This window comes from Sporosarcina sp. P26b (assembly GCF_002743245.1).
GTDB lineage: Bacteria > Bacillota > Bacilli > Bacillales_A > Planococcaceae > Sporosarcina > Sporosarcina ureae_C.
In genome coordinates this window covers 1-19,326 of sequence record NZ_PDYW01000014.1, presented here as the reverse complement: position 1 = coordinate 19,326, position 19,326 = coordinate 1, and the positions used below count along the sequence as shown (strand labels likewise).

General features: G+C 36.5%; 25 protein-coding genes and 2 pseudogenes. 2 read left to right on the top strand and 25 right to left on the bottom strand.

All coding sequences use genetic code 11. The annotated features are described in order from the left end of the window. Positions 1–282 precede the first annotated feature (282 nt). The 16 genes from CSV69_RS11795 to CSV69_RS11725 form a co-directional block, all read right to left on the bottom strand. Positions 283–1,329 carry a threonine aldolase family protein gene (locus CSV69_RS11795; RefSeq protein ID WP_099693505.1) on the bottom strand — a complete coding sequence of 349 codons (1,047 nt, stop codon included), beginning with the start codon at positions 1,327–1,329 and terminating at the stop codon, positions 283–285. Positions 1,330–1,464: 135 nt separating this feature from the next. Next, the gene (locus tag CSV69_RS11790; protein ID WP_099693504.1) at positions 1,465–1,956 is read right to left on the bottom strand and encodes a DUF4825 domain-containing protein; all 492 of its coding nucleotides are present in this window, start codon (positions 1,954–1,956) and stop codon (positions 1,465–1,467) included. 57 nt (positions 1,957–2,013) lie between these two features. Beyond that, positions 2,014–2,469: a hypothetical protein gene (locus CSV69_RS11785; RefSeq protein ID WP_099693503.1), complete on the bottom strand. Its 456-nt coding sequence runs from the start codon at positions 2,467–2,469 to the stop codon at positions 2,014–2,016. An 85-nt stretch (positions 2,470–2,554) separates the two neighbouring features. Then, complete coding sequence (gene mntA, locus CSV69_RS11780; protein ID WP_099624977.1) at positions 2,555–2,965, bottom strand: type VII toxin-antitoxin system MntA family adenylyltransferase antitoxin; 411 nt, start codon at positions 2,963–2,965, stop codon at positions 2,555–2,557. Positions 2,966–3,110: 145 nt separating this feature from the next. Beyond that, positions 3,111–3,398 carry a hypothetical protein gene (locus CSV69_RS11775; protein ID WP_099624976.1) on the bottom strand — a complete coding sequence of 96 codons (288 nt, stop codon included), beginning with the start codon at positions 3,396–3,398 and terminating at the stop codon, positions 3,111–3,113. Positions 3,399–3,518: 120 nt separating this feature from the next. Further along, complete coding sequence (locus CSV69_RS16875) at positions 3,519–3,671, bottom strand: hypothetical protein (protein WP_158232666.1); 153 nt, start codon at positions 3,669–3,671, stop codon at positions 3,519–3,521. Positions 3,672–3,776: 105 nt separating this feature from the next. Further along, positions 3,777–4,505, bottom strand: coding sequence for a Fic family protein (locus CSV69_RS11770; RefSeq protein ID WP_099624975.1), 729 nt, complete (start codon positions 4,503–4,505; stop codon positions 3,777–3,779). A gap of 171 nt (positions 4,506–4,676) precedes the next feature. After that, positions 4,677–5,153 carry a hypothetical protein gene (locus tag CSV69_RS11765; protein WP_099624974.1) on the bottom strand — a complete coding sequence of 159 codons (477 nt, stop codon included), beginning with the start codon at positions 5,151–5,153 and terminating at the stop codon, positions 4,677–4,679. 112 nt (positions 5,154–5,265) lie between these two features. Next, the gene (locus tag CSV69_RS11760) at positions 5,266–5,490 is read right to left on the bottom strand and encodes a hypothetical protein (RefSeq protein ID WP_085428006.1); all 225 of its coding nucleotides are present in this window, start codon (positions 5,488–5,490) and stop codon (positions 5,266–5,268) included. Between the two features lie 72 nt (positions 5,491–5,562). Then, positions 5,563–5,847, bottom strand: a complete 285-nt coding sequence (locus CSV69_RS11755) for a hypothetical protein (RefSeq protein ID WP_099693502.1) — start codon at positions 5,845–5,847, stop codon at positions 5,563–5,565. An 87-nt stretch (positions 5,848–5,934) separates the two neighbouring features. After that, on the bottom strand, positions 5,935–6,144 hold the full coding sequence (locus CSV69_RS11750) for a hypothetical protein (protein WP_085428004.1): 210 nt from the start codon (positions 6,142–6,144) through the stop codon (positions 5,935–5,937). A 131-nt stretch (positions 6,145–6,275) separates the two neighbouring features. Beyond that, complete coding sequence (locus tag CSV69_RS11745; protein WP_099693501.1) at positions 6,276–6,872, bottom strand: hypothetical protein; 597 nt, start codon at positions 6,870–6,872, stop codon at positions 6,276–6,278. 103 nt (positions 6,873–6,975) lie between these two features. Next, a complete protein-coding gene (locus CSV69_RS11740; protein ID WP_233192383.1) occupies positions 6,976–7,206 on the bottom strand; it encodes an ATP-dependent Lon protease in 231 nt (76 codons plus the stop codon). Between the two features lie 71 nt (positions 7,207–7,277). Next, a complete protein-coding gene (locus CSV69_RS11735; RefSeq protein WP_158232665.1) occupies positions 7,278–7,523 on the bottom strand; it encodes a hypothetical protein in 246 nt (81 codons plus the stop codon). A 33-nt stretch (positions 7,524–7,556) separates the two neighbouring features. Then, complete coding sequence (locus CSV69_RS11730; RefSeq protein WP_143560828.1) at positions 7,557–9,815, bottom strand: ATP-binding protein; 2,259 nt, start codon at positions 9,813–9,815, stop codon at positions 7,557–7,559. 47 nt (positions 9,816–9,862) lie between these two features. Continuing rightward, on the bottom strand, positions 9,863–10,285 hold the full coding sequence (locus CSV69_RS11725; protein WP_099693498.1) for a hypothetical protein: 423 nt from the start codon (positions 10,283–10,285) through the stop codon (positions 9,863–9,865). 219 nt (positions 10,286–10,504) lie between these two features. On the opposite strand from CSV69_RS11725, the gene CSV69_RS16870 reads away from it, so the two are divergent. Then, on the top strand, positions 10,505–10,678 hold the full coding sequence (locus CSV69_RS16870) for a hypothetical protein (protein WP_158232664.1): 174 nt from the start codon (positions 10,505–10,507) through the stop codon (positions 10,676–10,678). Positions 10,679–10,751: 73 nt separating this feature from the next. Beyond that, positions 10,752–10,931, top strand: coding sequence for a hypothetical protein (locus CSV69_RS11720; protein WP_099693497.1), 180 nt, complete (start codon positions 10,752–10,754; stop codon positions 10,929–10,931). 99 nt (positions 10,932–11,030) lie between these two features. Here CSV69_RS11720 and CSV69_RS11715 read toward each other — a convergent pair. From CSV69_RS11715 to CSV69_RS17335, 9 genes and pseudogenes are all read right to left on the bottom strand, one after another. After that, positions 11,031–11,372, bottom strand: a pseudogene (locus CSV69_RS11715) (response regulator); the annotation flags it as partial. A 751-nt stretch (positions 11,373–12,123) separates the two neighbouring features. Then, positions 12,124–12,879 (bottom strand): sulfite exporter TauE/SafE family protein, encoded by a 756-nt coding sequence (locus CSV69_RS11710; RefSeq protein WP_099693496.1) that lies wholly within the window; start codon positions 12,877–12,879, stop codon positions 12,124–12,126. A gap of 22 nt (positions 12,880–12,901) precedes the next feature. Continuing rightward, positions 12,902–14,359 (bottom strand): tripartite tricarboxylate transporter permease, encoded by a 1,458-nt coding sequence (locus tag CSV69_RS11705; RefSeq protein ID WP_233192382.1) that lies wholly within the window; start codon positions 14,357–14,359, stop codon positions 12,902–12,904. Between the two features lie 46 nt (positions 14,360–14,405). Then, positions 14,406–14,855, bottom strand: a complete 450-nt coding sequence (locus CSV69_RS17420; protein WP_099693494.1) for a tripartite tricarboxylate transporter TctB family protein — start codon at positions 14,853–14,855, stop codon at positions 14,406–14,408. 77 nt (positions 14,856–14,932) lie between these two features. Then, the gene (locus tag CSV69_RS11695) at positions 14,933–15,925 is read right to left on the bottom strand and encodes a tripartite tricarboxylate transporter substrate binding protein (protein WP_099693493.1); all 993 of its coding nucleotides are present in this window, start codon (positions 15,923–15,925) and stop codon (positions 14,933–14,935) included. Between the two features lie 27 nt (positions 15,926–15,952). Next, the gene (locus tag CSV69_RS11690) at positions 15,953–16,963 is read right to left on the bottom strand and encodes a D-cysteine desulfhydrase family protein (protein WP_099693492.1); all 1,011 of its coding nucleotides are present in this window, start codon (positions 16,961–16,963) and stop codon (positions 15,953–15,955) included. Between the two features lie 21 nt (positions 16,964–16,984). Then, a complete protein-coding gene (locus CSV69_RS11685) occupies positions 16,985–18,289 on the bottom strand; it encodes an MmgE/PrpD family protein (protein ID WP_233192387.1) in 1,305 nt (434 codons plus the stop codon). A 67-nt stretch (positions 18,290–18,356) separates the two neighbouring features. Next, complete coding sequence (locus CSV69_RS17340) at positions 18,357–18,611, bottom strand: hypothetical protein (protein WP_255396882.1); 255 nt, start codon at positions 18,609–18,611, stop codon at positions 18,357–18,359. A 228-nt stretch (positions 18,612–18,839) separates the two neighbouring features. Next, a pseudogene (locus CSV69_RS17335) lies at positions 18,840–19,184 on the bottom strand (lyase family protein); the annotation flags it as partial. Positions 19,185–19,326: the final 142 nt, after the last annotated feature.

The following is a 19,326-nucleotide window of genomic DNA, read 5'->3' as shown; positions in this document are numbered from 1 at the left end:
TCAATATATTACCTCCAGTAGTTTTAAAAAATAAAAAAGAGACATCAAGACCAATTATTGGTCTCGATGTCTCTACTAAAATAAAAGACCTCACCAAATAATTGGTAAGGTCTCGCAAACAACGTGAGTTGCCAGTAAGGCCGAGGATGTGTATCCTGTATTGACGACTTTTACTGTAATAGCTACTCCCCTTAACGGAAGCGGAACGTATAATGTTGTAAGTTCACTATAAACCGAAACGGATGATACATCAATGAATTGCATGGATCATCACGAAACAATTCATGATTTAATACATACACGATGTAAGTCGTTGACGAACATCTCTACATGTTCTTTCTTCGTAGCCCAGCTTGTACAAAATCTAACCGCGCTATGTGTCGCATCTACCTTTTCCCAGTGAGAGAATGAATAGTTATTGCTTAATTCCGCAATGACATACTCCGGCAAAATCGGGAATTGCTGATTCGTTGTGGAATCATAGCGTAAGGCAAATCCATTTTCCACAAATGCTTGGCGAAGGATCAACGCCATATCCACAGCATGTTTTGAAACTTCATAGTACAATCCATCTTCAAACAATGTTTCGAACTGGATGCCTAAAAGTCGTCCTTTAGCCAGCAAGCCACCTCTTTGTTTGATCAAATAGCGGAAATCTTTTTTTAGTGACTCATTTGTGATAACTACCGCTTCGCCAAACATGGCACCGATTTTCGTTCCGCCAATATAGAATACGTCGCATAGTCGTGCATAATCTGCCAGTGTGATATCGTTGTCTGGCGATGCCAAACCGTATCCTAATCTAGCTCCGTCCAGTATGAGTGGCAACTGACTTTCCTTACACACTTTATTCAAAGCTTCCAGTTCAGCTTTTGTGTAAGTCGTTCCATTTTCTGTAGGGTTCGAAATATAGACGAGACCCGGTTGCACAGAATGCTCAGGACTTGCATCACGCCAATGAGCATCGACTAATTCTTTCACTTGATCAGCTGTAATCTTTCCGTCTTCACTCGGTATCGTAAGCACTTTATGTCCAGTCGCTTCAATGGCACCCGTTTCGTGTGTAGCGATATGGCCACTCTCTGCAGCGATGGCGCCTTGATATGGACGCAAAATCGAAGCGATGATTGTCGTATTGGTTTGAGTTCCCCCTACTAAAAAGTGGATATCTGCTTCTGATGCTTCACACTCTTTTCGAATAAATCCTCTAGCCTTTTCACAGTGTTCGTCCATACCGTATCCAGGAGTTTGTTCTTCATTCGTCTCAATCAATCGTTTCAGAATTCGCTCATGAGCGCCTTCCGTATAATCATTTTCAAATCGTATCATAGTTGTCCATCTCCAAATATGCTTGATTTTTTTTGCAAGTATACCATAGAAATGTGGGTGTCTGTTGTAATTTAAATTGTTCTTATAATGTCGAATGTTTCGATTGTTCTTTAATTAAAAGCGGCTAGAACGTACTTATTCTGTGAAAAGCTGATGTAACTCGCTATCTTGCTCAAGCATACGTTGAATGAGTGTTTCCAACTCGTTTTCATTTGTAAATTCATGTAATTCCTTGCCATACCAGTCTTCTAACTTCGATTTGCTCATCTTATATGAATGACCTTCAAAATCAAAGACAACCCATTCGGCATTATCAATTAATGTTAATAGATAACTAGCATTGTAAACAGCCGCTTCCTCATATTCACGTTCAGCCATTTCTGTATCTATATTTTCATACATGATGGTCATTCCATACGGTTGTGTTTTTGTTTCAAGCGAAACCTCATGAAACTTTTCAGCGTATGGAAGTTGTTCAATTATATGAATAACCGCACTATTATCCCCAATCAATGATCCTTTGTATTGAAATACATCCTCACTCTTTTGATTCGTAGTGGAACTGCAACCTGTCAATAGAAGGAGTAAACATAGTGGTAGTAGCAAACGCTTTGTGATGTTCTTCATTTTTCATCCCCCTCATTCGTCTTCATTGATCAAGCTAGTCTAATTAAAAAGTCACGATTACATGAAAGGTTCATTTGCTTTTATTTTCAACACTTTGTTTACAAGCAGTGAAATGTGGAAAAATAATAACGAAGCTAACACACCGAGTATAAAAATATTGGATATGAGTAATCCCGAGACTTCTCCGTCGATCAGGTACGTGATGAGTAAAAGTAAGCCTACAATGAATAATCCGCCTGCTATATATACGAGGATGTACATGATGTATTTCAAGACTTCATTTCGAAACTTGATTTTCTCGAAATAGACATCGACGTAATGCGAGTACACAATCCCACCAATTATATATATGGGTAAGGAATAAAGGAGGTATAGAACAAACAGCGCGCTGATAGTAAAGGTACTAACGCCGGCTTGCTGTTCCATTGAAGAAGTATATTCAAAAAATGCCAAGCTTAAAGCAAATACTAGTGCAGAAAGTATAGCGATACTAAATCTTCGTAAAAGTTTCATTTATTTTACCTCTATTCATGCTAAAACCTTAAGGTAGATGTGATTCACTCAACGTTCGATGGTTGTCACTTTATTTAAAATCACATCATTCATCGCCGAATACACTCCCTCTTTCCCGAATGCTTTGTAATACTTCTGCTCGTTGCTGGTTAAGGTTAATGTACATACTAAAAGCCTTCATTCGCTGTTTTATAAACTCATTTTCATCACGGCAAGAAAGTAACTTACCTGTTGAAAAAATTTGCATAGCAAATACTGTATCTACCTCTCGAATATTGACTAAATCGACTTCCCTTTTAGCAACTTGTGCTAGTTCACCCGCTAATATAAAACGTTCATATGATGAAAGTAAATCAACTGCATAATAACCCAAATCAATATCACTGTCTTCTCTAGCAGTGCCTTTTCCATGAGATCCAAATAATAAAATAAATGACGGATTTACTCGTTCATTTAGCAAGTCTACAACTTCTTTTTTTATTTCTTCAGATAGCATGACTCTCACCACTTTCGTCTGTTTTATCTATTATAAAAGGAGTAACCAAAAATGGCTACTCCTCCCCTCATCCACACTCGTTTCTTACATAACGATTTGCCGTTAACGCGCCCGATTAACGAAGATTATAGACTACAACCTTTTACTAAAAAACAGTAGTGATCTTAATTTCTTTTCGTTTAATTAGATCCGCTAAAGGAATTCCCTCTATTTTCACATAATCAATTATATATTGATTAAGGTCACCAAAATACTCGCTTACCCTTTTTTGACCAATCCACATAGCTCTTCCTTCTAAAGAATGTGAAATAAAGTATTCTTGCTTCTGATAAACAAATTCAATTTCCCTACCTTGTTCTAAGTAAAATAAAAAATGTTCATAACTAATACTTTCACCTGCTGGGACATCATCAAACCTTTTTAGTTTATCCATATCACAACAACCTTTCTTAAAGGCCCATTTTATGAAAAAGGGTACAATCCTTATTTAAGAATTGCGCCCGATTACCTTATTACTCGATTAATGTTGCGATATCTTTTTCAATTTCAAAAATCAAAAATCATCATCTTCCTCAACTATTACTTTTCCATATCTAACTTCTTTGTCAATTATCATTTCAAAGTAGTCCGTTTCGTTATTCAATTCAAAAACTGGACATTGATCATATCTAACATCACCAATAAAAATTGCTCTTACTTTTTTCATTGTCGTTTCCTTTCAATGCAATATTATTTTCCTAGCCATTTGAACTAATTGGCCCGATTGAAGCACATCTAATGGTTGCAAAAAAACACCTCATAGAGATGCTTTTTAACTAATTGTACTTAGATATAAGTCAAGAGAATCTTCTACTTCACGTTCTACTAATGCTATAAAATCGCTATAATCTTCTGTCGTATGTGCTTTGTCAAGCGCTTCATAATAGGCCAATCGATTTTCCACCTTAATAATGACAGGAGGAAACCCATCTTTCATTACTTCTAAATTCAGCAAAAGTCTTGAAGTGCGTCCATTTCCGTCTATAAATGGATGAATGCCTACAAAAATAGCGTGTAACATCGCTCCACGCTCAACTGGATGAAGATGGATAGCTTCGTTAAGATACCAATTCATCATTTGTTCCATTTTTTCTTCAAGTACATAATGTGCTGGTGGTCTATGTCTTGCCCCAGAAATAAAAACTTGTTCTTTACGATACGCACCTGCATACTCGTCATGAATTCCTTTCAGCACTAAACGATGTAGATTTTTTATTTGCCATTCAGAAAGGGGTTCTTTCATTTGGACAATTTCTTCAACATAAGTAATAGCATCACGATGATTGATGACCTCCAAATGTTCTCTTAGTGTCTTACCACCGATTGTAATTCCTTCAAGGACCACTTTCGTTTCGTTCATGGTTAAGGTGTTTCCTTCAATCGCATTCGAATTATAGGTCCATTCTAGAAATAACTTTTCCCGCAAACTTTTTAATGTATATTTAGGCAAGGGACGAGCAGCATCTAATTGTGCCTTCTTTTTATTAATAACTTCAAACAAATGAGTAACCTCCCAAGTATACAAGTAGAGTATTTCTATTATTATACCGCATATTGGAAAAGTTCTATACCTAATTGATAGTGATCATACTTTTAAATTATAACGATGTGATTTTAGTTAATGATTTATGGAGTATCTATTTTGTCGCTATCACGTAAACGCGCCCGATTGTTAGTTTACACTTTTCATTATCCTCAGAAGCTGTAAACCATCTGATTGATGTCCACTATATCCACCCATCCATCGAGGATATTTAACAGGTACTATTGTCGATATAAATTGAAAAAGATTAAAAACCATAGATCCAAAAAATAATTGATGGAGCTCATTTTGGGAAGTTATATTTGTTAACCACCCAAATAAAAGTGTAAGTAGCAAGGACATTAAAGGACCACCGGCTAATGCAGCTACTTTTTGCCTTTTATTTAATCTTGCATCCCAATATGCAAAGCCAGTGTAAGACCAAATTATATGAAAATGTAATCTTCCAATCTTAAAGTTTTCCTTATTTTTTTCGTTTTTTATACCTAAATAGATATGTACTTCAGAATCAGAAGAAAAAACAGCTCCTAATCCATGCCCAACTTCATGTAATAAAATAAAAAGTGGTATGAGTAAAACATAGAAAGATAAAAATATTAGTAGCACATATCCACCTCGCCCAATCTTTGTTCAATAAAGTTCATGCTCAAACTGGCCCGTTAATGGCATAAAATTTGTGCCACAATCAAGTACTCGATTGTCCCACATTACCTATTTTTCACCGCATCATCTGATTGTACATATAAAAACCATATAAGACGGGTAACAGCAAGCCAAGTGCTAAACAAATAACTGCTGCTAACTTTGACTGTTTAACAACACGTTCATCGTTAAGTCTTAAATGTTGGAAAAATGTAAGTGTAAAATAAAAACAAGTAATGATTAAAATTGTTGAGAGCATACCAATCCAATTTCCTGCCCCCATAAAATTCATATCATTCATTCTTTCAATCTCCTCTTCTAATAATTTGGTCCGATTGTAGCCCTGCCCTTATTCAGTAAACGTATCCATTTGTTAAAATATGTTCTTTAACCAAGTAAGTATATAGACAAACATAAGTGGTTCAATCAATACAAGGCAAAGTAAAATGATGAAAAAGGATACACATGATATTATTTTCATTACGCCATTTTCCCTTTTGAGAAAAGCGATAAAACTAAAAATCATGCCAATTACTAAAAAGATATAACCGACTAGAACAACAGGCTCCATTATTTCAGGTGTTATCCAATTGACCACAAATGCCACTAATCCTAAAACTATAAAAACAATTGACCAGGTACTAAAAGGTCTTTTCATGTGTATCAATCCCCTTTTGTTAACCGTTCACTTCGGCCCGTTTAAAGCTCAAATCTTATTCTGTTAATACACCATTCTAATAAAAAACTATTTGTCTGATTGCTTAACTAAAATCAAACCTAATTTAAATAGCATATACAATATGAAAATAATCACTAAAGTTCTTGATAGTACAAATCCGTCAAGAGCTAATTCATAGCCGCCCGATAGTAATAGATCCGGGTTAATAATAAGAAAAGCTGCGATCAGTATAGGAATTGCAATTAAAAAAACGGCTAAAGTAGATTTATTGCTCATTTTCGTCCCCTCCTTTTTTTATTTACGCCATTCAGTTATGTAAAGATTCAATTGCCCTTACAAGTTACCTTCTCTTACTCATTATTCTTACTCTATTGCGGTACTATGATAGTTACTTATAAAACAAACTTTTATTTATGAGATACATCATAAAAGACGGTAGTATAGTGATCAAAAACTGCCCAGAAATCGCCTTGCAGATTACCTAACATCGTTTGTAAATCACTTCTCGAAAAATACTTTCCGTTTTTTATAAATCTAATACTCTCTTCTAAGTTCAGGAAGTTATTTAAACTATCTACCAGGTGTACTCTTTGTTCCCTAGAATAATCTCCTTCAGACACAAGATGTAACAAGGTGTTTCTTGCCTGTTGTACATCTAAAAGCATTCTATCCAGTTTGTCTTTATCCATTGTTTTCGAATCCGTACCGATCAGCCATTCTTGTTCAAAAACCGGAAGAATAAATTGAGTTCGATTTACCGTAGGGTTGCGATGATCACTTTCTACATCCTTATCTAGATCTTTCTCATAAGCAACTTTAAACTGACCCATCGCTTCTTCGTAGGTTTTGCTGTTATGAGTTTCTGGAACAGGATGATAGGTAGAGCTTTGATGGATGCTAAAAGGCGAGAACGGATAATAATACCAAGATATGAAAGCTACAACAAGTACAATACATACTCCTGCACCTATCCCCCAGACCTTCTTTTTACGTTTTGTATTCATATAAAGCCCCTTTATCATCAGACCAATCCGCTTGTTCATTCAGATAGTTCGGTCTGATTGCAATATCAAGCAATCGCGTCGGAAAGTTTAAGCACGTCATAGATTAGCTTTCCATTTCTTTTTCTTCTCTCTCTTTTATATATCTCTCGTACGCCTCTTTCACTCTGTCATTGCTATCGGCTGGTACGACTTGTTTATGGATTTCATTAATTAATATGAATGACCTGAAAATGACTCCGATGATCAATACACATAAGATATACATTCCGATAGGGCCAAAGAAAATCAACATCCCCGAAAACATGGCCACTAGTACGGTTGACAAGTACTTCACAAAACTCCTCCTTCATCTAACTACCTGACTGTTGCAAAAGAGTCCGATTGCGTTAATGGACTCTTTTGCGTTCATACATCTGCATTCATCTCTACATTTCTTTTTCTAACGTCAGAAATTGTTTTTACAGCTAAACCAACATACAGCGCAATAAACCCCACTTTGACCGCTATTGGCCAATCCCAGATTACAGCTGAAAAGACGACTCCGAGTGTTATAGCCACATAGTACTGAATTTTATATGACTTTTTCGAGAAAATATCCACAACGAATAAAACAATGAATAAACCCATGAATAAATTTCTTAAAACTACCATCACAGTATTCATATCCATATCTTCATGCCCTTTTTAAAAATATATATCCGAGAATTCATATTTCACTCTCTCCATCCGATCCATATCATGAGTAGGCTCATATATAGTTCCGTTAGTAGTGGAATTCTCGATGGGCAGTTCAATAGTAAATGTACTTCCCTCACCTAATACACTTTCAACGTACAGTGTGCCTCCATGCAGTTCGGCTAAAGATCTGGCTAAAGGTAAACCAAGTCCTGCGCCTTCAGATAGACGATTAAAATTACGATTCAATTGGATGAACTTCTTAAAGACTTCGTGCAGATCTTTTTGCGCGATACCGATTCCCTCATCCGTGACGGAAATTCTTACAGTATTTTGATCGGTTACCACTAATTGTACCAGTATCTTTCTGCCCTTTGCAGAGAATTTAATAGCATTGGAAATAAGGTTGAGTAGAATCCTGTCGAATTTATAAACATCCAATGCCATCATTACCTCTTCCACTTCAGGATCAAAGAGGAGTTGAATATCTTGAGACTTCGTATAGTCTGATACCGAGTCTATAATCCCATCAATAATCTCTACAATATTATAATTGTATGTGCTTAGCTCATACACTTCCGATTCCAACTTGGAAATATCCAAAATATTGTTGACCAATTTAATGAGTCGATAATAATTTCCTATCGTGGCTTTATTGATATTGAAGAGTTCTTCCCTATGTTCTTCGAGAGAATTTTTTTCTAAATACAAGTTTACTAATTGTGCACCACTGAATATGACACTTAACGGTGTTTTGAGTTCGTGGGATATATTAATGAAGATTTCTTCTTGCATTGTGAGTAGTTTCTCCATATTTTCCGTTGCGATTTTCTCATCTGTTATATCAAACCCTACCGCGACAATCTTCTCTACTATATTGTCACACGTAAATATGGGATGGAATATAGTTTTTGTATACCTTTTCTCTCCTTTTAACATGGCTTGATGTTTGTGTACAAAAGGAATTTTAGTTGTAATGGAAGTGTGGATTTCATTTTTCACGTCATGTAAATTATCTGCTCTATAGAAATCAAAAAACGATCTTCCGATAATATCTAGTTCTGTAGAGATATTGCTTCGCTGCATCTGAATAAATTGAAATGCGTATTGATTAATATAATCGATTTTATAATCTTCTGGAGAAAAGGACACATAGTAAATGGGAGACACATCCATGTTTTCTCTTAGTGCTTGATATTCTACTGCTTTATGGACGAGCGCCGTGTTTTTGTAAATCAAAATAGCGCCGTCTATATTTCCTGCCATATCATAAAGGGGTTGGCCTTCACATGAAAAATACGTCGTAGACCGTTCGCTCGTTGCAATGATTTTGTGATTACTTAACTTTTCACCGCGTAACACTCGCCGATCGGGCGTATTTTCAAACGCAATCTTCTCGCCATTTACATCGTTTAATTCATACGCTTCATAGGCTATTTTAGTAGAACTCAATTCAAAATTCGTGATATGAGACGGAAGATAGGGTGATAAGAAATCTTTGGCCATATTATTTATATAGACGAAGTTCCCATCCTTATCCAAAATAGTAACCGCATCTGAAATATTATCCAGAATCAGTTCCATCCCGGCATGACGTTTTTCGGAACACTTTCTCTTATAAGCCCTCTCCGTCACATCATAAAAGGAAATTACGGCAAACTGACGATCGCGTTCCCCCGTAATCATTTTTATATTGATATCCCAATACGTCGCCATTCCCCTAGCCCCGACAACCTTCACTTCAAATTCATGAAGAGACAAGCCTTCGGATAGTACACCCATGATGGCGACTGAAAATACGGCGTGATTACCTAACACGTTGTCGGAATTACTATCCATCGACGATAAGACGTCCATATAGTTCTCGTCATACTGCAGAAGAATTCTTTCTGGATAGCTAAAAATCGCGACAGAACCATTTTGATTGGCTGCGTTGCTTCCGAAATTATTTAACGTGAAGTATAATGAAGGACTTTCCAGCTTCTCAAAGTAATAGACGCTAACATCGGAGTCCAGTGTGCTGAAGCTAATTGTCACTTCTATCGGCAATAGTTCATCGTTATAAATATAGACGTGCGCTTCATCTTGGATAGTTTGAATGGATAGTTGATGTTCAGATTTTAGTAATACGCCTACATCTGTAAGTGATAGTCCTATGAGATCTTTTTCTTCATATCCAGTTAATCGCAAGAATCCATCACTGACTTTATAGATTTCATTGTTTTTCGCATATATATGAGGAATGTCTGTTTTTCTATTTATATTCATTACCACTTGCTCGCACTTCCCTTTTTTCGACAGTAAATATATAGTCGTTAGTCGCCGGATACGCCAATCGTACCGAAATAGGTTTCTTCACCATTTTTATAGACCTTGGAATACGTAAATTCACGATCTGATTTAATTCGATATAGCCAATAGGTATCTTCTGTCGGCTCATCATTTTCATTCAAATATATATGCATAGAATCTTTATCTGTTTCGATATCCAACCCGCCAAAACCTTTTTCGTTAGCGAGAAAATCCTGCGTTACGTATAAGTATTGAATATGTGCTTTATCATAATATTTATATATTCCGTTGCGTTCTGGATCTTGAATCCCTTCTACACTCTGAATGAATCTTTTGACGTTTTCATTGACTTGCTCCTGCTTTACTTCCGAATAGGACACTGTATTTTCATCGCATCCGACCAGCAGGCTACTAAATACAAAAATGAGTAAAAAGAGCTTTTTCACACGCGCAACTCCCTTCCTTTCACTAAATATACCATTTTCTTCATTCAATTGTCTTTCAATAATGAAATTTTCTGTAAATCGTCTAGTAGAGTACTTGCATTTCCCCATTCCTTTACGTATTTGTGGTAAAATAGAGAGAAGATTCAACAAAGAGTCCAGACACAGATTATATTTCCTAAAAGAGTAAAAGAAGATTTTATTTTAAAGGAGGAATTATAAATGGCTAAAGACGACCGAAAAGAAATTGTGAAGGCAAATGAAATGCGCACGAAGGAAATCGCCAGGATGATCGATGAAGGCGGGATGGGCGCGGATAAGTATTATGACATTAAAAAAGTGTCACCGGAAGAAGAAATCGTAGAAGTATCCAAAGACAAAAATAGTAAAGAATAAGTAAATGGTAGATCAGTCTGTAAAGGCACACCATTTTCTCCAACATACATTTCAGTGAAAGGTGGAAACGAATATGACGAATGACGACCGCAAAAAAATTGTGAAAGAACATGAAATGCGCACGAAAGGTATTTCAAGAATGATCGATGAAGGTGGAGTAGGTGCAGATAAATACTACGACATCAAAAAAGATGGACTTAAGGGAGAATATGTTCCGATCGATGATAAGGTGAAACGTGACGACGATAAATAAAGAACCCACTTAACACGCCACTTGCCGGTATCGGTAAGTGGCGTGTTTTTAGTCTAGGAACAAAAAAAGACCCCCGCATAAAACGGAAGTCTCTCATTCTTATAATTTATACTTATCGATCTTCAATACCAATTCAGCAATTTCCGGCTTACTGACTTGATCATCAGCTCCGACGCTGTCCCCTTTGTGCTTCATATCATCTGTGATGAGTGAAGAGAAGATAATGATAGGTAGACCGGATAGTTGGGGTGTTTCACGCACACGTTTTGTGAAGTGATGACCATCCATTTGTGGCATCTCAATATCCGTAATGACCAACTGGACTTCTTTCTTCACGTCTACAGCGTCCGCCACTAACGACTCCAAATAATCGAATGCATCTTGACCATTTTCATAAAAGTCGAGATTTGCGTAGCCTGCTTCACTTAGCGTATCATGCAAAGTAAGTGCCTAATTCTCAAGGTTCGTTAGTTTTGTTTACATATCGAAGTACTACAATCAATAATCAACGTATCGGACAATCTGGAAATTAGCAGTATCCCTTGAAGCAAAACTATTCCTCAACTACCCAAAGGATTATTCAGGAGCTACCTATTTATGACTGAAGCATTTAACGCTTGACCTTCTTATATATAATAACTAGTACGCTTAGATAATGCATAGAAAGCAACTCTATACGCTAAAAACACATCGTAAGTACGTTCGTTGGAAAATGTGTTTTGATTTTTTGATTTCATATAGAGTCATGTGGGTAAATGAATCTTCGTTGAATTTCCCTCCCATAATCAATTTCCAATCACGGACGATTAAAATATTCGCTTTCATTTCTGTCATAATTCATATGACGAACCACCATAAAATAAAATGAAGAGCTTTTTGATGGTCTTATGCAACACATTGTAATTACTTTTTTATTAAACTATGGAATGTAAGATTTTTTGTTTTGAATATTGAAATTGATAACTTAAAACGTCTAAACTGAGTGACGTTTGTACGTCATCTGAAGGATAAGAGAATGTTTATAATCCAAGCCACTATTCACAATATTTCCAAGCCTATCGGTATTCTAATACATACGTTATACAAATCTTTAGTTGCAAAGTAATTGTATGTTAATTGAGATAGCGTCAAATATTGAAAGACTTACTCAATTAACGCTTCCAAAACAAAGCTATTTTCAAAATTAAGTATTTTAACTTCCTAGAAAAAGTTTTATTGAAATTATGGATACAACGGCTATCAATATTGTTTGTAATACTTTTTCAGGTACCTTTGATGCGAATCTTCCGCCCAGATTCCCTCCAATCGCACTTCCAAGCGCAAGTACAATGGCAAATGTCCAATTTACATTCCCGTTTATAATGAAGACGAATGTGGAGATCAACAGATAGATTGTAATCACAAAGGTTTTAATGCTGTGCATTTCGACCAGTGTCTTATTGGGGTATAGTAGTAATAAAGCTATGATAATAATAAAACCGACACCTGCTTGAATGAAACCGCCATAAAAACCTACAATCAAAAACGCAACTATTATTAATGTTATTCGTAATACGTTGGATTGTATCTTTACTTTCTTTAAGTACCTTTGCGGTTTCACTGTCAACAGCACAATAATAATCAACATGAAAATACCAAGCGTATTATTAAAAATCTTATCCGACAGATCAATTGCTAAATTTGCTCCGTATATAGAGCCAATGACTGCAGGGAATGATAATATAAGCCCTAACTTCCAATCAAAAAGATTGTTCTTTCTGAAATGCATCATTGCGGAAATATTTTGGACTATTATTCCAATCCGGTTTGTTCCATTTGCGGTCGAAGAGGGCAGCCCCATAAAAATAAGTATAGGTAACGTAAGCATCGATCCGCCAGCAGAAACGATATTGATAAATCCAACCAAAATACCTACAAAAAACAATAATATTAGTAATGAAATTTCCATGCTATCTCTACCTTCTCCAAAATTAAGTTATTGGTTCTTTCTTTCTGAAACCTGTAATGATAGGCCATGTAACAAACAATAATGATACAATAAGCAAAGTCAGACTGATCGGCTTCTCAAAGAAAATTGCGAATGAGCCATTTGAAAGAACCATACTTTGATGATAGCTCTTTTCCAACAATTTACCTAACACAACAGCTAGTATCAAAGCAGAAAATGGTATGTTTAATCTATTAAAGATGAATCCGATAACGCCAAAAATGATAATAATCCAGAAGTCAAACAGACTATTCTTAAAAGCGAAGGCTCCTGTAAAACAAAGTACAATGACAGTAGCCCCCAATAAGTTCTTGGGCACTTTTAGAATTGTTGTTGTTAAAAACTTTGCCATTAATAAACCTAATGGCAAAATGAAAACATACGCCGCTAAAAATGAAACTAATAACAAATAGGAGATTTCAGGAGCATCTTTGAATAATGCTGGTCCTGGCTGTAGTCCATGAATCATCAAAGCTCCAATGAACAGAGCCGAAACAGAGTTACCTGGAATTCCAAGTGAAATTAAAGGAATCATGGAGCTTGCAACGACGGCATTATTAGCCGACTCGGGTGCGGCTACCCCCTCCGGTGCTCCTTGACCAAAGTTCTTTACTTTATTCTTCAATCGTCTGACGGTCGTATCATAGGCTAAGTAAATAGCCATAATCATTCCTGCTCCTGGTAAAATACCAACGACAGTACCCATTGTACCAGAAATTAATGTAGTGGGAAGAATGCGTTTGAAGAGCTTTTTATCAGGCCAAATACGGCCCACTTCCATTTTCTTATTAGATTTTTTGGTAACTACCTCAAATATCATCTCAAAAACAGCTGTCACCCCGAATAATCCAATCATTAACGTTACAAGTGGAATACCATCCAGCAAGTTTGCGTTTCCAAAAGTAAAGCGGCTCTCACCAGTTTGAGGACTCATACCAATAGTAGAAATGAACAATCCGATAATAACGGCTATCATGCTTTTAATAATATTACCTGTAGCCATCCCTATTACTGTACAGAAACCCAGAATGATCAAGGAGAAGTATTCAGTAGGTCCAAATTTTAATGCCTGTTGGGCAAGAATCGGAGCAAATAGAAGTAACGTGAATCCACTGATCACACCACCAATTACAGAACTCACTGTACTTATTCCCAGTGCTTGTCCCGCTAGTCCATTTTTAGCCATAGGATAGCCGTCAAATGTCGTGACCACTGACGATGCAGTACCTGGTATGTTTAATAGTATTGCAGGAAATGATCCACCAAAACAAGTTGCACAATAAATACCTACAAGTAAACATAATCCATGCTGTGGTTCCATACCAAATGTAATTGGGATGAGCACTGCAATTGTAATATTGTCATTCATGCCAGGTAGAGTACCGACTACTAGACCGATTATTACGCCACCTACTAAAAATAGTAAAGTATAAACATTCATAAGTTCGTTAATTCCTATAATAATTCCTTCCATCACTCAATCCCCCTTATAATAACTCCGGAAGTGGAACATTTAGCATAAATTTGAACAGTGAATAAACAATCCCAACAATAATAATTGCAGTAATAAATATCAATAAATTACTTTTGATCGATCTGTTAATTGGTTCTTCCGATAAAATAAATACGGTAGAAATAAATAAAAAAATCGTAGACAGGAAAAATCCAAGATAATTTATTATGATTGTATAGACCACCATCGTTACAATTGCAAAAGTAAACTTTAATTGCTTCTCCCTTTTTACTTGTATATTTGCAGAAACAATGCTTTTCCCTTTTACAGTTATTATAAGAAGCATTATTGAAAAAACAAACAAAGGAACAGATATTATAATTGGAAATAGTGAAGAATCCTTACCTAATGAGAGACTATAAATAAATATGTATATACTTAACCCAATCATACTGAAAGAGAATATAATGTTTGATACCTTCACTTAACTAGCCCTCCCCCTAAATGGATTGAAAAGAGCTACACAAAAGGTAGCTCTTTCGTAGTCATTTGCATCTGTGATTACTTTTCCAAAAGTAATGGCAAAATTTGATTAATAAAGTCAAATTCTTGATTTACTTTACTTTGTAATACTTCTGAATCGCCATACACTACTTTAAATCCCGCCTTTTCCATATCATCAATAAATCCTTGATCTTCCAAGACTCCAGTGAACATTTTTTCAAGTTTTTCTTTCACATCTTCAGGAATCCCCTTTGGCGTAGCAATGCCTCGGAAGGGACCATACTCAATATCTACGTCATTCTCTTTAAATGTGGGAGTGTCTGGAATTTCTTCGCTTCTTTCTTTATCCATGATAGCGATTGGGCGAATCGTACCCTCTTTAATTTGCGCCTGTACTTCACCATATGTCAGCAACGCTGCTTCGACATGGCCACCTAATAATTGCTGTTGCTGTTCTCCTCCACTTTCGGTGTGAATAAAGTTAATATTCCATCCGAATTTTTCTTGGAGAAGTATTCCTGCTGTATGGTGTGATGTTGAATGTCCTGGTGTTGCCAACATGACTTCTCCTGTTTTTGCTTGTGTTTCAAAATCCTCGAAACTTTTAATAGGAGAATTAGCCGGTACAACAAGCAACTCAGGTTCAAATGAATACATAACGATTGGTTCAAAATCTTCGTGTGTGTAATTAGTTTCTGTCGTCAGCGGATTACTAACTGCCGATGAAGTGAATGCTAGCAATGTATAGCCATCAGGGTTGCTTCCTGCTACGAATGACTGACCTATGACTGCCCCGCCGCCTTCTTTATTTTCAACAATGATCTTTTGACCATCCATATATTCATCGCTATGCTTACTAATCATACGGTTAATCGTATCAACCGCCCCACCTGGGGCAAATGGAACAATGACTTTCATATTTTTTTCAGGGAAGTTTGTCTTACTGTCTCCAGATGTTTCGTTTGATTCTGAGCTCGAATCGCTATTACTGCAAGCAGCCACGACCAATAACAATACAGCAAGCAAAGTAATTAATGATATCTTTTTCATATGATCCTAACTCCTCCTAGGTTACATTTATGCATAAGCAAATAGCGCGGGTGCTCCGCCGGTATGGATAAATAACACATTATCTTCCGGTTTGAAAACATTGTTCTTTATTAAATCAATAAGTCCACTCATCCCTTTTCCTGTGTACACCGGATCAATGAAAACGCTTTCTTTCTCTGCTAATAAGTGAATTGCTTGATTACCTAATTCCGATGGTATAGCATACCCTTCACCTACATAGCTATCATAAACTTTAATATCATCTTCATTGATATTAATCTGCTCTTGAAAATACTCCGCAAATGCATGTACTTGTTCGATGATTAGTTGTTTCAGTTCGCTTTCCTTCCGCGAAACACTTACACCAATTATACTAGCACCCAGGTCGTACATTTTCTTACCAGCAAGTAAGCCACCTATAGTACTGGAGCTACCTACTGAAGTAACGACATAATCGAATTTCACATTCATTTGTTCCTCTTGTTCTATGATTTCCTTAACAGCCGATGTATAGCCTAACGTGCCAGGAATACATCGCCCACCTCTAGGTACTACGTAGACATTTAAGCCACGACTTTCATAATACTCTACCAGCTCTCTTATTCTATTCTCTCCTGCCACACGATTTGCTTCATTTTGATTCATTACGGATCTATCGAAATCATGATTATAAGCGAAATGAATTTCAGCACCAAGCAACTCATTTAAGAGTAAATTCCCTTCATAACGCTCTGGTTCCTCACCCGTAATTACTAGTACTGATTTAAGTCCAAATTTATTAGCCGCAGCAACTGTCAATCTTCCATGGTTTGTTTGGATTCCACCTGATGTCATGATAATATCTGCTTTTTTTTCAAGTGCATCATGCATTATGAATTCTAATTTCCGAACTTTATTACCTCCGAATGCTAAACCGATTTCATCATCGCGCTTAATATAAATGTTAGGTCCATTCAATGTATTCGACAACGTTTTCAACGATTGTATGGTAGTAGGCAAATTGCCTAGTTTGACTTTGTTATCATAGTTAATTTTCATTTTGAAAACCCCTTTTTCGAATCAAGAAAACATATTTAGTAAATCCGCTGATGTTTTGTCCTGTAGAAATTTTGGTAAACTAAGTAATAGCTCCTTATTATCTCGTGTGATGTTTTCATTCACAATGTCAGCTACTTTTTCAAACATTTGTATCTCTGACAATGGATTTTTCGGATGTCCGAGTGGGAACTCTGTCATTTCATGATATACATTATCGGCAGTATATATAGTAACGGATGCAGATTGTTCTTTATTCACCCCTATTTGTGCTTCGTCACCCTCCATTTCTACTTTACTCATCAGAACTCTGATTTCACTTCTATCCACTCTGTCTTGTGTAAACGTATTTAAATTTACTTCTTTATCAATAATAGCTGCGCTTAGACAATACTGCATACTGAATTTCCCTTCAGCTGGTGTATTGGCATTCGGATAAATTAGCACAGTTGGTACCTTAGGATTCACTTTAGCGATTACTTTTGTAATACTAGACACATCGATATCATTGTCATTTATCAACTTAATTACGCTATCGATTGATCTATGAGTGTATGCACAGCAAGGGTACTTTTTCACGATAATTCCAAAATCCGCAGATTCCCAGACCTCACCGAGCTTCTTTATCGCTAGCAAACTATTATGGGAGCCTGTTGAGACGTCTGAATAAGACATTGGCTCAGAGAACGCTTCTGGGTTGGACGTAAAGCCTTTTCTCACAAGGTTTGCAAACAGCATTACATTACTCGCCATAATGCCCACATGCAAAGGCTTGGTCATTGTGCCGAAGTTCTTGCGCACCCCACTAGAAAACGACACACACATCCCAATCAAATTACTAAATTGTTCAAAGTTCAGTTTCATAGCCTTTGTTAAACTTGCTGCCGCTCCAAAGATGCCAAGTGTAGATGTTACATGCATCCCCCTTTGGTATTGCGCATTGCCGAGATCTTCTCCGAGTCTGGCCTGCACCTCAAAACCGATAACGTAGGATAAAATCAATTCTTTACCGCTTAATTCATTTTGGAATTTCCCATAGGTCAATAATGGTGGTATTAATGCAACAGAAGGATGTCCGTGAAAAGTAAAATTTACATCGTCATAATCGATGACGTGACTAAGTGTTGCAAATAATAATGCAAAGTCTTTTTCATTGGCTTCCTTCAGTCGCTCCAACAACGATAGATCACTTCCACCGATCAGCTCTTCGGAAAGAATGTTCATTTCCTCACTTCCGATTCCTGCGAGAGATACAGCTATCGTATCTAGGAATGCGAGTTTCGCAGTCTTGACGGAGTTTTCCGGTAAGTCATTAAAGTCGGTATTTATTATGAAATTATATACTTCACTTAAAGTATTATTGATGAAAAGTACCTCCTTTCACTTTCAGTCAATGTCATCTAATTAATTTTCTAGTTTCTTCGAGCACTTGATCAGCAAAAACATTAGAATAACCAGTATAGTTTTTTATATCAAACATGTCTTTGAATTCTTCCTGAGAGAATTCTGTCTTTACCACTTCGTCTTTATATAGGATATCCCTCACATCGATATTCTCTTCGTATGCAACCATACAAGCGTCATAGATTAAGTCATGTGAATGCTGACGTCCAATTGTTTCACCAAGTTTAATCATGATAGCTTCAGACATGATAAGTCCATTAGTTAACTCGGACACATTCTTATACATGCGTTCCTTATTGATTGTCAAACCTTTTAATAACTCTTCAGTACTTGATAGAATAGCTCCGAACAACATACACGATTCAGGTAGAATTTCCCACTCCATTTGCCAAGAAATCATATCACGTTCATGCTGATGAATCATAGCTTCTAGGAATAACGGAACATTTTGTTTTAAAATTCTAGACATCGTAACAATGTTTTGTGCTCTCGAAGGATTGCGTTTATGTGGCATTGTACTGCTGCCCACTTTCCCTTTTTTAAACGGTTCTTCAAGTTCTGTGAATTCTGTTTTTTGAAGATGGAACACTTCATTCGCAATCTTTGCCAAAGTACTTCCTAGAATACCCATGAATCCAGCGAACTCAGTAAAGTTATCTCTTGAAGCATGCCATGATACGCTTGGCACGCCCAAGTCAAGTTCCTTCATCAACTCTTTCTGAAGCTCAATACCATTTTCCTTAATTGAAGCTAAAGAACCAACTGCACCGGAAAATTGTCCAACTAGCAATCTAGGCTTCATTTGCTGTAATCTCTCAGAAGACCGGTGTAAACGTTAAACTAGATTCAACAGCTTCCAACAAATAAGAATCAACAGTTTTCCAATATAAATCTACTTTCTATATACTGAAGCTAGTCTATAGAAAGAGAGGAATAGGAAGTGGAAAAGTGGATGGTTTACA

Coding starts and splice junctions, on each gene's coding strand:
- CSV69_RS11750 (WP_085428004.1), bottom strand. CDS start 6,144: ATGAGCAATAAATCTACTTTAGCCGTTTTTTTAATTGCAATTCCTATA.
- CSV69_RS11705 (WP_233192382.1), bottom strand. CDS start 14,359: ATGAATGTTTATACTTTACTATTTTTAGTAGGTGGCGTAATAATCGGT.
- CSV69_RS11795 (WP_099693505.1), bottom strand. CDS start 1,329: ATGATACGATTTGAAAATGATTATACGGAAGGCGCTCATGAGCGAATT.
- CSV69_RS11760 (WP_085428006.1), bottom strand. CDS start 5,490: ATGAATGATATGAATTTTATGGGGGCAGGAAATTGGATTGGTATGCTC.
- CSV69_RS11735 (WP_158232665.1), bottom strand. CDS start 7,523: ATGGTAGTTTTAAGAAATTTATTCATGGGTTTATTCATTGTTTTATTC.
- mntA (WP_099624977.1), bottom strand. CDS start 2,965: ATGCTATCTGAAGAAATAAAAAAAGAAGTTGTAGACTTGCTAAATGAA.
- CSV69_RS17340 (WP_255396882.1), bottom strand. CDS start 18,611: ATGTCTGAAGCTATCATGATTAAACTTGGTGAAACAATTGGACGTCAG.
- CSV69_RS11720 (WP_099693497.1), top strand. CDS start 10,752: ATGACGAATGACGACCGCAAAAAAATTGTGAAAGAACATGAAATGCGC.
- CSV69_RS16875 (WP_158232666.1), bottom strand. CDS start 3,671: ATGAAAAAAGTAAGAGCAATTTTTATTGGTGATGTTAGATATGATCAA.
- CSV69_RS11710 (WP_099693496.1), bottom strand. CDS start 12,879: ATGGAAATTTCATTACTAATATTATTGTTTTTTGTAGGTATTTTGGTT.
- CSV69_RS11755 (WP_099693502.1), bottom strand. CDS start 5,847: ATGAAAAGACCTTTTAGTACCTGGTCAATTGTTTTTATAGTTTTAGGA.
- CSV69_RS11695 (WP_099693493.1), bottom strand. CDS start 15,925: ATGAAAAAGATATCATTAATTACTTTGCTTGCTGTATTGTTATTGGTC.
- CSV69_RS11730 (WP_143560828.1), bottom strand. CDS start 9,815: ATGAATATAAATAGAAAAACAGACATTCCTCATATATATGCGAAAAAC.
- CSV69_RS11775 (WP_099624976.1), bottom strand. CDS start 3,398: ATGGATAAACTAAAAAGGTTTGATGATGTCCCAGCAGGTGAAAGTATT.
- CSV69_RS11785 (WP_099693503.1), bottom strand. CDS start 2,469: ATGAAACTTTTACGAAGATTTAGTATCGCTATACTTTCTGCACTAGTA.
- CSV69_RS16870 (WP_158232664.1), top strand. CDS start 10,505: ATGGCTAAAGACGACCGAAAAGAAATTGTGAAGGCAAATGAAATGCGC.
- CSV69_RS11790 (WP_099693504.1), bottom strand. CDS start 1,956: ATGAAGAACATCACAAAGCGTTTGCTACTACCACTATGTTTACTCCTT.
- CSV69_RS11690 (WP_099693492.1), bottom strand. CDS start 16,963: ATGAAAATTAACTATGATAACAAAGTCAAACTAGGCAATTTGCCTACT.
- CSV69_RS11745 (WP_099693501.1), bottom strand. CDS start 6,872: ATGAATACAAAACGTAAAAAGAAGGTCTGGGGGATAGGTGCAGGAGTA.